General features: G+C 60.1%; 9 protein-coding genes. 5 read left to right on the top strand and 4 right to left on the bottom strand.

Annotated features, from left to right (window positions below; translation table 11 throughout):
* Positions 1 to 321 precede the first annotated feature (321 nt).
* From I9H09_RS01205 to I9H09_RS01190, 4 genes are all read right to left on the bottom strand, one after another.
* A protein-coding gene (locus tag I9H09_RS01205) for an IS3 family transposase (protein ID WP_122346372.1) occupies positions 322 to 1,484 on the bottom strand; the annotation gives its coding sequence in 2 pieces (ribosomal slippage) (positions 322 to 1,229 and positions 1,229 to 1,484; 1,164 coding nt in all).
* A 146-nt stretch (positions 1,485 to 1,630) separates the two neighbouring features.
* The gene (gene aguA, locus I9H09_RS01200) at positions 1,631 to 2,737 is read right to left on the bottom strand and encodes an agmatine deiminase (protein ID WP_122312215.1); all 1,107 of its coding nucleotides are present in this window, start codon (positions 2,735 to 2,737) and stop codon (positions 1,631 to 1,633) included.
* 5 nt (positions 2,738 to 2,742) lie between these two features.
* Positions 2,743 to 3,621, bottom strand: a complete 879-nt coding sequence (gene aguB / locus I9H09_RS01195; RefSeq protein WP_005896010.1) for an N-carbamoylputrescine amidase — start codon at positions 3,619 to 3,621, stop codon at positions 2,743 to 2,745.
* Between the two features lie 312 nt (positions 3,622 to 3,933).
* Positions 3,934 to 6,846, bottom strand: coding sequence for an aminotransferase (locus tag I9H09_RS01190; protein ID WP_122346840.1), 2,913 nt, complete (start codon positions 6,844 to 6,846; stop codon positions 3,934 to 3,936).
* A gap of 227 nt (positions 6,847 to 7,073) precedes the next feature.
* On the opposite strand from I9H09_RS01190, the gene rfbB reads away from it, so the two are divergent.
* The 5 genes from rfbB (at position 7,074) to I9H09_RS01165 (ending at position 12,603) form a co-directional block, all read left to right on the top strand.
* Positions 7,074 to 8,156: a dTDP-glucose 4,6-dehydratase gene (rfbB, locus tag I9H09_RS01185; RefSeq protein WP_122346857.1), complete on the top strand. Its 1,083-nt coding sequence runs from the start codon at positions 7,074 to 7,076 to the stop codon at positions 8,154 to 8,156.
* Positions 8,157 to 8,236: 80 nt separating this feature from the next.
* Positions 8,237 to 8,782 carry a dTDP-4-dehydrorhamnose 3,5-epimerase gene (gene rfbC / locus I9H09_RS01180; protein ID WP_122346858.1) on the top strand — a complete coding sequence of 182 codons (546 nt, stop codon included), beginning with the start codon at positions 8,237 to 8,239 and terminating at the stop codon, positions 8,780 to 8,782.
* A 170-nt stretch (positions 8,783 to 8,952) separates the two neighbouring features.
* Positions 8,953 to 10,761: a sensor histidine kinase gene (locus tag I9H09_RS01175; RefSeq protein WP_032619206.1), complete on the top strand. Its 1,809-nt coding sequence runs from the start codon at positions 8,953 to 8,955 to the stop codon at positions 10,759 to 10,761.
* The gene (locus tag I9H09_RS01170) at positions 10,758 to 12,143 is read left to right on the top strand and encodes a sigma-54-dependent transcriptional regulator (protein WP_122324189.1); all 1,386 of its coding nucleotides are present in this window, start codon (positions 10,758 to 10,760) and stop codon (positions 12,141 to 12,143) included. The genes I9H09_RS01175 and I9H09_RS01170 overlap by 4 nt, the downstream gene beginning before the upstream one ends.
* Positions 12,130 to 12,603, top strand: coding sequence for a YiiD C-terminal domain-containing protein (locus I9H09_RS01165; RefSeq protein ID WP_005895995.1), 474 nt, complete (start codon positions 12,130 to 12,132; stop codon positions 12,601 to 12,603). The genes I9H09_RS01170 and I9H09_RS01165 overlap by 14 nt, the downstream gene beginning before the upstream one ends.
* Positions 12,604 to 12,666 lie beyond the last annotated feature (63 nt).

The raw sequence follows: 12,666 nt of genomic DNA, 5'->3' as shown, positions 1-12,666 counted from the left end.
CCACGCTGCAGATCTGGCGCTTCAAACCTGGCAGTAGGCAGTTCCCCGACATGCGCGATTGATGGCTTAAGCGATGCCGACGCCTTATAAAGCGAATAGATGACGGTAGCATGATGCTTCGCCCCTACACCTTAAGCTGATCACTGGCTTCCTGAGCAGTGGCCGAAGCGCAATGCATTACGTCGATATGAGTATCAGCGTTTATTCAAGACTTGAGTAGGTTTAGGATAGGTCTAGAGTGGGCCCGGAGCGATGCTGGCTATACGCCTAATCAATGTCGTCACTGAGTTTACAATGACAAAAAACAGGCTAGTGTAGTGGTCAACTGATCCCGGACACGACGTTAAGTTTTTTCTCGTACTGAGCGGGTGCCAGTCCATTATTGAACTGGTGTGGCCGAACCCAGTTGTAGCGATGCATCAGATAATGACTGATATCCCGCTGTGCCTCTTGGGCCGTCATGTAGCCCACGGCGGGTATCCACTCGGTTTTCAAGCTGCGGAATACACGCTCCATCGGCGAGTTGTCGTAGCAATTACCTCGGCGACTCATGCTCTGGCGCATGCGGTATCGCCAAAGCCGCTGGCGAAACTGTCGGCTCCCATATTGGGAGCCCTGATCTGAGTGAAACAGCAGGCCCTGAGGCTTGCCGCGTTGCTCATAAGCCATGTCCAGCGCCTTGATGACCAAGTCCGTGTCCGGTTTGTTTGAAAACGCCCAGCCCACCACCCGACGCGCATAAAGATCCATAACCACCGCCAGGTAATGCCATTTTCCTTGCGCCCAGATGTAGGTGATGTCGCCACACCAAACCTGATTGGGCGCGGGTACATCGAACTGCCGATTCAAAATGTTCGGAATGTCAGGCCTCTCCACTGTTGCTTTTTTATAAGCATGAGAGCCAGGTTGCTTGCTGATTAATCCCAGTTCCCGCATCAGGCCACGTACCTTGAACCGGCCAATTTGCTCGCCATCTTCCTGCAATACCGAAACGATACTGCGGCTGCCAGCAGCGCTTCGACTTTGCCCGAACAGCTCATTGACTCGACTGAGTAAACGAACCCGCTCGGTGTCTGGAGCCCGACGCCGCTGGCAATGGTCGTAGTAGCACGAGCGAGGTGTCTCGAACATCTCGCACAGCAATTCGATCGGCTCATGGGCACCTAGCTGATCGATCAGCGCAAGCGCTCGTGTTCTTCCGACATCAAGAGCGCGGTAGCCTTTTTTAAAATGGATTTCTCCCGCTCAAGACGAGCGATGCGCGCTTCCAGCTCCTGAATTTTCTGCTGCTCGGGCGTCAGGGCTTTGCTCTGAGGCGTCACGCCATTGCGCTCCTGCTGGAGCTGGCTAACCCAGCGACGCAGCGCAGACTCGACCACTCCAAGCGAGCGAGAAGCTTCGACATGGCTATAACCTTGATCGAGCACGAGGCCTGCGGCCTCACGTTTGAATTCAGCGGAGAAGGTACGGCGTTGCTTGGTCATCAGACACCTCTATATCTGGCGATATTCTCGCCTAAATGAGTGTCCGGAATCATTAGACCACTACAAAAAAGCCCATCAGATGATGGGCTTAGTAGAGCAATATCGGGACCAGTTGGTTAGTGCCAGATACAACTAGTTACGAAGTATTACCCGTGACGAGGAGCAGGCTGCTGCTGCGTCAGGCAGTGAATATTGCCGCCACCGAGCAGCAATTCCCGGCCCGGCACCATGACTATTTCATGCTCTGGAAACAGCGTTTGCAGGATGTCACGGGCCTTCTTATCCATAGGGTCATCGAAACTCGGCGCGATGATGCCGCCGTTGACGATCAGAAAGTTCACGTAAGACCCGGCCAGACGTACCGATGGGTTGCGCTCCTGACTACCATGCACCTGATCAACGCCAGCACACTCTTCTTCTGTAGCGAACAGTGGACCGGGAATCGGCATTTTATGAACGATAAACGAACGCCCCTGAGCATCCTGAGTGTTTTCAAAAATACTCATCGCTGCGTGACAACGTGAGTAGTTGGGGTCTTCGGGATCATCGGTCCAGGCCAGTAACACCTCACCCGGACGGATATAGCAGCAGAAGTTATCCACATGCCCATCGGTTTCGTCGTTGAACAGGCCATCGGGCAGCCAGATGGTCTTATCCACAGCCAAGTAATCGCTCAGCACCGCTTCGATCTGTCCACGAGTCAGGTGAGGATTGCGGTTGCGATTGAGCAGGCATTCTTCGGTGGTGATCAGCGTGCCTTCACCATCGACGTGAATCGAACCGCCTTCCAGCACGAAGCCTTCGGTGGCGTAACGTGGGCAGCGCTCGATTTCCAGCACTTTGCTGCCCAGTTGCGAGTCGAGATTCCACGGCGCGTAAAGCCCGCCGTCGAAACCGCCCCAGGCATTAAATTCCCAATTCACGCCACGCACTTCGCCGCGGTCATTGATGACGAAAGTCGGACCGCTGTCGCGCACCCAGGCGTCGTTGCTGCTCATTTCCACAACACGAATGTTCGGCATGTCCAGACGCGCACGGGCATTGTCGTACTGCCCTGCAGACACCGCGACCGTCACCGGCTCGAAGCGGGCGATGGCCTTGGCGACGGCAACGTGTGCAGCCTGGGCGGGCTTGCCGCCCAAGCGCCAGTTGTCCGGGCGCTCAGGCCAGACCATCCATACCTGGGTTTGCGGCGCCCATTCGGCCGGCATGTGGAAACCATCGGCGCGTGGCGTGCTGTTGAGCGTGGTCATGGCGATCAGGACTCCAGCGAACCGTCGAGGGTCTTGACCGCGCCGTACAGGTTCGGACGACGATCACGGAAGGTGCCCCAAGCGCTGCGGATGTGCTCCAGTTCGTCCAGATCGAAACTGTGGACCAAGACGCCTTCTTCGGCTTCATTGAGCTCGGCGACTTTCTCGCCGAACTGGTTGGCGATGAACGACGAGCCATAGAAGGTGATGTCGTAGCCGTCCTGCTCTTCGTTGCCGATGCGGTTGCTGGCGATCAGCGGCATCAGGTTCGCGCCGGCATGGCCCTGTTGCACACGCTGCCAGTGGTCGCGGGAGCTGATGGTCTTGTCATGCGGCTCGCTGCCGATGGCGGTCGGGTAGAAAAGGATTTCCGCACCCTGCAACGCCATGCTGCGCGCGCACTCCGGGAACCACTGGTCCCAGCAGATGCCGACGCCGATTTTCGCGTAGCGGGTCTGCCAGACCTTGAAGCCGGTGTCGCCTGGGTTGAAGTAGTACTTTTCGTGATACCCAGGGCCGTCCGGAATGTGGCTCTTGCGGTAGATGCCCAAGTTGGTGCCGTCTGCGTCGATGATCGCAATGCTGTTGAAACGCGCACGCCCCGCCAGTTCGAAAAAGCTGATCGGCAGCACGACTTGCAGTTCTTTGGCGATCTTCTGGAAATGCTTGATCGCGACGTTGGACTCAAGAGTAGTCGCCAACTGCAGGTAGTCCGGGTTCGGCTTCTGGCAGAAGTACGGGGTCTCGAACAGCTCTTGAATCAGGATGATCTGGGCGCCCTTGGCGGCAGCTTCGCGCACCAGCTTTTCAGCGGTCTCGATGTTGGCTTCCAGGTCCCAGGAGCAGGCCATCTGGGTAGCAGCGACAGAAACAATACGGCTCATGAAAATATCTCTAGGGGCGGTTGCAAAGGACTTAACACCATAGCAGACGAGCAATGACGATTATGAACGCCTTTATAACGGATACAAATCGGCATTAAAAGCGGAAAAATGGAATATCTTAGATATATTTTTACATTTTGCCGATATTAATCTGCTTATAACTCATGACTACGCTCATTTCCTTGGGCCGGGTGTGACGCGGAGCCTAACCCAAGGCATTCCCACGCTGGAGCGTGCGGAACGATAGCGTCCGGCGAGCTCTATCGTGCCCATGCTCCACGTTGGCATGCCGTTCTGGACGCTCTGCGTCCTCTATTCGAGCTCGTGCAGCACTTTCGACACGTTATCGACAAAAAAATCCACGCTCTGGCGGGTGGTGCACATCGGGGGTTTGATTTTCAGGATGTTCAGGTAGTCGCCAGTCGGCTGCATGAAGATGCCCAGTTCGCGCAGGCGTTCGCAGAGCTGTGTGGTTTCTTCTGTAGCGGGCTCCAGAGTTTGGCGGTCGCGGACCAGTTCCACGCCCAGATAAAAGCCCATGCCATGCACTGCGCCTACCAGCGGGTGCTGGTCGGCAAGCGCCTGCAAACGCACCTTGAAGTGGTCGCCTACCTCCCGCGCGTTGTCCCAGAGTTGTTCTTCTTCCATGACGTCCAGCACCGCCATGCCGATCCGGCAACTGACCGGGCTGCCGCCGGACGACGAAAAGAAATACCCTTCGGCCTCCAGCGCCTCGGCAACCTCACGGCGGGTGATGACTGCCCCCAGCGGGTGACCGTTGCCCATGCCTTTGGCCATGCTGATGATGTCCGGCACCACGCCCTGCTCTTCGAAACCCCAGAAATAATGACCCAGGCGGCCATACCCCACCTGCACTTCATCGGCAATGCATACGCCACCCGCAGCGCGAACCTTTTGATACACCTGCTGCAGATAACCTGGTGGCAAGGAGATCCCGCCTGCGTTGCCATAAACCGGCTCGCAGATAAAGCCTGCCACCTGCCGTTGCTGCTCAGCCAGCGTGGTCAGCGCCTGATCGACGCTGCGCACGTACTCGGGCGCGCTGTCCGCGCCGCGAAACGGCCCGCGGTAGGTGTTGGGTGCAGTCACCGGATGCACCCAGTCCGGTCGCGTACTGAGCGCCTGCGGGTTGTCGGCGATCGACGTTGAAATGGCATCGGTCGCCACCGACCAGCCGTGATACGCCTCCAGCACACTGAGGATGTCGCGCCCGCCACTGTAGGCCCAGGCCAGCCTGATCGCCAGGTCATTGGCCTCGGTGCCGCTGTTGACCAGAAATACGCGATCCATGCCATTAGGGGCCAGCTTGAGCAGGCGCTCGGAAAACTCGGCGATTGCCGCGTAGTGAAAACGCGAGTTGGTGTTGAGCAGCGACCACTGTCGAGCGGCTTCATGCGCCATACGCGGGTGACCGTGGCCGAGGACGGCGACGTTATTGAGCATGTCCAGATACGAGCGGCCCTGCATGTCGATCAGGTGATTGCGCCAGCCGCGCTCGATCTGGGGCGGTGCCTGATAGTAGTGTTTTTGCGACCGGGCGAAGCTGGCGTCACGGCGCGCCAGCAATGCGGTCGGGTCCTGAAGCGCTGGTGCGTCGCAGTCGAAACCGAGCAAGGCCGAGGGCGATAGACAGAAGCTGCGCCAGGCTGCCGCCCGGGAAGGCGTGGTGAACAGCGGCGGGTTAAGGTCTGCGGCGCTACACAGTTGCACCAGCAGCGAGCCAGCGCCGCGCCCAAGCAATGCGCCAGCCTCAACCCGCTCAGGCAGCGCCGCAGCTGGCAGCACGCCCCACAGTTTCAGATTGATTCCATCCCCGATCAGTAACAACGCAGCGTCGGCGGTCAGACGCAACGTCGCATCGAATGGCGCATGCAGCGCGGTGTCGGCGGGCACGTGCAGTTCGACATGCAGGGCGAAAGTCTCGGGCTCTTTCGCGCAGTCAGGCAGGGTGCGCGACAGCCGGTATTCGCCGAAACGACTGGCAGCCAGGCCATCGTCACCCGCCGCTTGCGAGAGCAGGTATTCATCGATACCGCTCTGCTCCCAGTTGCCTGCGACGAAGTGTTCACTGAGCACGCCCAAGTCGACCACTGTCGGCCTGAGCCCCTGCAGAGCGGGCAGCAGCGGCTGATAAACTGGCTGATCGACAGCGGGGAAATCCATGCCCACTGCCTGCAGAATCGCCGCTTCCATCAGCGCCATCGGCACAGAAGTAGCGACGTCGAAGATGTTCCATTCGCCCGCAAGGTTGGCCTGAATGTACGCATTGCCTGGCTCGACACTGGCCTGTTGCTCGCTGCTGAGCACCAGCACCGCAGAACGCGCGACAATCAACGGCCAGAGCGCCTGCAACTCCTCGGCCTTCAGCGGGTTAAGCGCATGGTAGGCGCGGATTGCCGGCAGGATGTACAGCGGATCGCCCTCGGCATGGTGCAGCAGGGCGGCGCAGGTCACCGACAGGTCGGCCACCCGCCAGGTCCTGACAAGATCCCCGAAATCAATCAGCCCCTGCATTTGCCATTGACGATGGCTATTGCGCTGCCAGACGACATTGTGCTCAGTGATGTCCAGGTGCACGGCCTGTATCGGCAGGGCCGGGATCAATGGCAGAAGACAGCGATGGGCCTGATCCCCCGCCTCGGCCACACAGGCGCGGGCGTCGGCATCCTTGATCACCGGCAGCAGGTGCTTGATCAGCGCATGGGCGTGGCGCGGGTCCCATTGCAGAATGCGCTCCAGGCCGGGATGCTCGAAATCAGCCAGCGACAGGTCTACGTGGGCGCACAGCTCGCCTAACGCCGTCACCACCTCGTGGCTCAAATGACCGACGTGGCCCAGGGACTGACCGTCGATGAACTCCAGCAGGCGGGCATGCACCGCCTTGCCGTCGATCTCGATAGACAACAACGACTGGCCGTCACTGGTGCGGATCACCCCCGGTACGCTGACTACACGGTGGCTGGCCAAATGCTCCAGCGCTGCATGCTGAGCGTTCAGCTCTGCCGGAGAATAGGCGCCGTGACAAATTTTCAGCACGTAGCGGCGCGTGCCTGTTTCGAGCAGAAAGTTGCGATCCTGCTGGCTGCCCAGCGCCTTCAAGGTCCCGCTCAAAGCGTAATGACGTTCGAGCAATTGAAGCGCCTGATCAAGACTGACCTCAGGGCAAGGCAGGCTGGAACGGCGGATAAGCGTGGCGAGCGGCATCATGACCTCAATGTCTGTAAGAACCTGTGAGTATTGAAGGGCTGTAGGTGCAAGGGTAGCCAGCCCACTATAGGGCATCGGCGCACATCCCCTTCGAACGGCCGCCGCACCCCGAAGAGATGAGCGCCGTTTTGCCCGATTCCCGACTCAAGTGTGATGACCAGGTCCTGTATCAGGCGGTGAGACGCTATGCTGCATTACTTCAAAACACACAAGAAGGTCAGTTCATGCGAATTCTGGTTACCGGGGGCGCAGGTTTCATCGGCTCTGCACTGATCCGTCACCTGATAAACAACACCGCACATGACGTGCTTAACTTCGACAAATTGACCTACGCAGGCAATCTCGAATCGTTACAGCCCATTGCCACCGACACGCGCTATGAGTTCGTGCAAGCGGATATCTGTGATCAGTCCAGAGTCAGCGCGGTGCTTGAGCGGTTTGCGCCCCAGGCAATTATGCACCTGGCGGCCGAGTCGCACGTAGACCGCTCCATCAATGGCCCTGCCGAGTTCGTACAGACCAACATCGTCGGCACTTACAGCCTGCTGGAGGCCACGCGTGCCTACTGGCTGAAGCTGCCGGAAGCCGAGCGTCAGGCGTTCCGCTTTCACCATATCTCCACCGACGAGGTGTACGGCGACCTGCACGGTGTCGATGATCTGTTCACCGAAACCACGCCTTATGCGCCCAGCTCGCCCTATTCGGCGAGCAAGGCCGCGTCCGATCATCTGGTTCGTGCCTGGCATCGCACGTACGGCCTGCCGGTGGTGGTGACCAACTGCTCAAACAACTACGGGCCGTTTCACTTCCCCGAAAAGCTGATCCCGCTGGTCATTCTCAATGCCTTGGCGGGCAAACCGCTGCCGGTGTACGGCAATGGTCTGCAAGTGCGGGACTGGCTGTATGTCGAGGATCACGCGCGGGCGCTGCTCAAGGTCGTGACCGAAGGTAAGGTCGGTGAGACGTACAACATCGGCGGTCACAACGAGCAGAAGAACATCGACGTCGTGCGTGGCATCTGCACCCTGCTGGATGAACTCGCGCCGCAGCATCCGGACGGTGTGCAACAGTACAGCGACCTGATCACCTACGTGACCGACCGGCCGGGCCACGATCAGCGTTACGCAATCGATGCCAGCAAGATCGACAACGAACTGGGCTGGACACCCGAAGAAACCTTCGAGTCCGGGCTACGCAAGACCGTGCAGTGGTATCTGGACAATCTGGACTGGTGCCGCCGGGTTCAGGACGGCAGTTATCAGGGCGAGCGCCTGGGTTTCACTGAACCCAGAGACTTGATTGCCTGAGCCTTACTCTTCTCGACAGGCGCACCGCAGTGCAGATTGTCGAGCCGCCACCATTTATTGAACATCGCAGGGGAAGCCACGTGAACGTAGTCGCAACAAAATTGCCGGAAGTCGTGATTCTGGAACCCAGAGTATTCGGTGATGAACGAGGCTTCTTCTATGAAAGCTTCAACGCCAAGGCTTTTCAGGAAGCCACCGGCCTGACCCGGCAGTTCGTGCAGGACAACCACTCGCGCTCGCAGCAAGGCGTGCTGCGCGGCCTGCATTACCAGATCGAAAACGCGCAGGGCAAACTGGTGCGAGTCACCGCTGGCAAAGTGCTGGACGTTGCAGTGGACATTCGCCGCAGATCGCCGAACTTCGGCCAATGGGTCGCCGTCGAGCTGTCCGCCGAAAACGCCCGCCAGCTTTGGGTTCCGGAAGGTTTCGCGCATGGCTTCGTGGTACTCAGCGAGCAGGCCGAGTTCCTCTACAAGACCACCGATTACTACACGCCTTCGGCCGAGCGTTGCATTGCCTGGAACGACCCGGACCTGGCCATCGACTGGCAGTTCGACGGCCAACCCAGCCTGTCGGCCAAGGATCAGCAAGGCAAAAGCCTGAAAGAAGCCGACCTGTTCCCCTGAACCTGTGCCATAAGGCAGCCCGGCCAATTGTCGGGGTGCCTGACAAGTCGGTGGCGGGCATAATACGCGCCTGATGCCCATGTCAGGATCGACCGGGTGTTTCTGTTGCCTGTCGCGGCCATGTTGCCCGCAGGCATCGTCAACCACTCGGCGACGCCCAATCGATGACCATGACCCCTGCTCTGCCACCCCGCCCTCGCTGGCGCAGCCTTGCCCTTCTGGCGATCTGCCTGGCGCCGTTGCTGTGGCCGCTGGAGCATCTGGCCGAGCGCTATTACCGCAATGTACTGGCCAATCAGAACCGCCAGACCCTCGACCTTTATGTCGCCAACCTGCTCGGCACCTTGCACCGCTACGAAACTCTGCCTCAGATTCTCGGCAACCTGCCTGCCTTGCGCGGCGCACTGGCGGATCCGAAAGATGCCGCCACGCTGGAAAAAGCCAACCATCTGCTGAGCGACATTACCCGTCAGACCGGCGCCGACGTGATGTACCTGATGGACGCCAACGGCCTGACCCTGGCCGCCTCCAACTCAGAGCACAAAGACAGTTTCATTGGTCGCAACTTCTCGTTCCGCCCATATTTCATTGACGCACTGGCAGGCAGAACCGGTCGTTTCTTCGGCCTGGGGACCACGTCGGCCAAGCGAGGCTACTTCTTCGCGGGGCCGGTAAGCGATGGCGAGCGAGTCATCGGCGTGCTGGTGGTCAAGGTCGATCTGGACCACACCGAAACCCTGTGGGGCAAGACGCCTGAGCAACTGCTGCTGACCGATCAGAGCGGCGTGGTGATCCTGACGTCCAACCCCGAGTGGCGCTTTCGGGCAACCCGCGACCTGACCGATGACGAGAAAAAGGCCATCGTGTCGATCCAGTCCTACCCGACCCGCGATCCGCGCCCTTTGAGGATTGATGAAAACGCCTGGCTGACCCAGACCCAGGCCATCGACGAGACCGGCTGGAACGTGAATATTCTAGCCCCGCGTGCGCTGCTCGACCGACAGGTGCGCACAGTGGTAGCGATTGGCGGTGCTGCGCTTCTGGTGTTGATGCTGTTGCTGGGCTTGATGATGCAGCGTCGGCGTCATTACCTGGATCGCATCGCTTTCGAGGCCAAGGCGCGACGCGAACTGGAAATGCGTGTGATCGAGCGCACCAGCGACCTTGAAGGCCTCAACAGCCGCTTGCGTCAGGAAGTGCTGGAGCGCGAACAGGCGCAGCAGGAACTGGTGCAGGCTCAGGACGAACTGGTCCAGACCAGCAAGCTCACGGCACTGGGCACCATGTCGGCGAGCATCAGTCACGAACTGAATCAGCCCTTGGCCGCCATCCGCAGCTACGCGGAAAACGCTGAAGTGCTGCTTGATCACCAGCGCACTGAAGAGGCACGCGGCAACCTCAAGCTGATCAGCGAGCTGACCGGGCGCATGGCCTCGATCATCGCTCACCTGCGCGCCTTCGCCCGACGCGACCGCCACGCACCTGAAAGTGTTGCGCTGCAACCGGCGCTGGATGATGCACTCGCATTGCTGGCCAAACGTCGGCGTGCCATGGAAGTCGAGCTGATCCGCGACCTGCCCGACGCGACACTTTGGGTGCAGGCTGGCGAAACCCGCTTGCGACAAGTGCTGGGCAACCTGCTGGCCAACGCGCTGGACGCACTTACCGAAAAAGGCCCGCCGCGCAGGCTGTGGATAAGTGCCGAGCAAACCGCTCAGGGCGTCAATCTGTACATTCGTGATAACGGCCCCGGCTTTTCCGAGGAAGCGCTGGCGCGCGCGCGCGAGCCATTCTTTACCACCAAGACCCGCACTCAGGGCCTTGGGCTGGGGCTGGCAATTTGCGATACGCTGATGCGCGCGCTGGGCGGAGAGCTGTTGTTCGCCAACCATCCCAGCGGGGGCGCGGTGCTTACCCTGCGCCTGTGTGCCGGCGCTTCCGGGGCTAACCTTCAACCGCCAGAGGACCTTTCCGCATGAGTTCCGACACAGCCATCGACAGCCAGATCCAGGTGGTGCTGATCGACGACGACTCGCACCTGCGTCAGGCCCTGCGCCAGACGCTGGACCTGGCCGGTCTGAATGTTCTGTCGCTGCCCCAGGCTTCGGGCCTTGCCGAGCGCATCGAGCGTGACTGGCCAGGCGTGGTGGTCAGCGACATCCGCATGCAGGGCATGGATGGCCTGGAACTACTCGACCAGCTCCACCAGCAGGACCCTGACCTGCCAGTGTTACTCATCACCGGTCATGGCGACGTACCTCTGGCGGTCAAAGCCATGCGCGCCGGGGCTTACGATTTTCTGGAAAAACCCTTCGCCAGTGATGCGATGCTCGACAGCGTGCGCCGCGCTCTGGCGCTGCGTCGGCTAGTGCTGGACAACCGCAGCCTGCGTCTGGCCCTGAGCGACCGTCAGCAATTGAGCACGCGCCTGATTGGCCAGTCACCGCCGATCCTGCGCTTGCGCGAGCAGATAGGCGCACTGGCCGGGACGCGTGCCGACGTGTTGATTCTTGGTGAAACAGGCGCCGGCAAAGAGGTGGTCGCCCGCGCCCTGCACGACCTTTCCAATCGCCGCAGCGGCCCGTTCGTGGCGATCAATGCTGGGGCGCTGGCTGAATCGGTGGTCGAAAGCGAGCTGTTCGGTCACGAACCCGGCGCATTTACCGGCGCGCAAAAGCGACGCATCGGCAAGTTCGAGTTTGCCAACGGCGGTACGCTGTTCCTCGATGAAATCGAAAGCATGAGCCTGGATGTGCAGGTCAAGCTGCTGCGTCTGTTGCAAGAGCGCGTGGTGGAACGGATGGGCAGCAATCAACAGATCCCGCTGGACATCCGCATCATCGCCGCCACCAAGGAAGACCTGCGCCAGGCGGCCGATCAGGGCCGTTTCCGGGCCGACTTGTATTATCGGCTGAACGTGGCCTCGTTGCGGATACCACCGCTGCGCGAACGTGGCGAAGACGCACTGCTGCTGTTCGAGCATTACGCCGACGCGGCCAGCATGCGCCACGGCATTCTCAAGCAGGAGCTCAAGCCGGGGCAGAGAGCATTGCTGCTGCGCCACAACTGGCCGGGTAATGTCCGCGAGCTGCAGAACGCCGCCGAACGCTTCGCGCTTGGGCTGGAACTGGAGCTGGAAGGCGGTGATGCCGATCAGGCGCCCCCGCCTAGCGGTGGCCTGAGTGATCAGGTAGAGAGCTTCGAGCGGGCCCTGATTGCCGCCGAACTGGCCCGCCCACACAGCTCGGTGCGCAGCCTGGCGGAAGCGCTGGGTGTGCCACGCAAGACCCTGCACGACAAACTGCGCAAACACGGCCTGAATTTTGGCGATAACAGCGGAGGCGCCGATGACGCAGATTGAGCCTGAAGAAAGTGCAGCCCGCGAGCTGGAAAAGGTCCTGCACCACGACATTCCGCTGACCCGCGAAATGGGCATGCAGGTGATTGACTGGCAGCATCACACGCTACGCCTGCACCTGCCGCTGGCCCCCAACGTCAATCACAAGAGCACGCTGTTCGGCGGCAGCCTGTATTGCGGTGCAGTGCTGGCTGGCTGGGGCTGGCTGCACCTGCGGTTGCGCGAGGCGGGAATCGGCGACGGGCACATCGTGATTCAGGATGGGCAAATCAGCTACCCATTGCCGGTACGCAACGACGCCATCGCCCGTTGCGACGCGCCAGACGCTGCGCAGTGGGACAGATTCATCGCCACCTACCAACGCCGAGGCCGCGCTCGCCTGACGCTGCACACCTGCATTACAGAGCAGGACAGCGAAGAACAGGCGGTGCGTTTTGTGGGACAGTTTGTGTTGCACAGGTGATGTGTGCGGGAGCTTATCAAAGTCGTCCCCACGCTCCGCATTGGCACGATAGCCAAGCGTCGC

Origin of the sequence: Pseudomonas tremae (assembly GCF_023278125.1) — a bacterium.
Lineage (GTDB): Bacteria > Pseudomonadota > Gammaproteobacteria > Pseudomonadales > Pseudomonadaceae > Aquipseudomonas > Aquipseudomonas tremae.
This window is presented reverse-complemented; position numbering and strand designations above follow the sequence as displayed.

Excerpts from the sequence above, each read along its gene's own strand:
- aguA (WP_122312215.1), bottom strand. The coding sequence starts at position 2,737 with ATGACCACGCTCAACAGCACGCCACGCGCCGATGGTTTCCACATGCCG.
- aguB (WP_005896010.1), bottom strand. The coding sequence starts at position 3,621 with ATGAGCCGTATTGTTTCTGTCGCTGCTACCCAGATGGCCTGCTCCTGG.
- I9H09_RS01190 (WP_122346840.1), bottom strand. The coding sequence starts at position 6,846 with ATGCCGCTCGCCACGCTTATCCGCCGTTCCAGCCTGCCTTGCCCTGAG.
- rfbB (WP_122346857.1), top strand. The coding sequence starts at position 7,074 with ATGCGAATTCTGGTTACCGGGGGCGCAGGTTTCATCGGCTCTGCACTG.
- I9H09_RS01175 (WP_032619206.1), top strand. The coding sequence starts at position 8,953 with ATGACCCCTGCTCTGCCACCCCGCCCTCGCTGGCGCAGCCTTGCCCTT.
- I9H09_RS01170 (WP_122324189.1), top strand. The coding sequence starts at position 10,758 with ATGAGTTCCGACACAGCCATCGACAGCCAGATCCAGGTGGTGCTGATC.
- I9H09_RS01165 (WP_005895995.1), top strand. The coding sequence starts at position 12,130 with ATGACGCAGATTGAGCCTGAAGAAAGTGCAGCCCGCGAGCTGGAAAAG.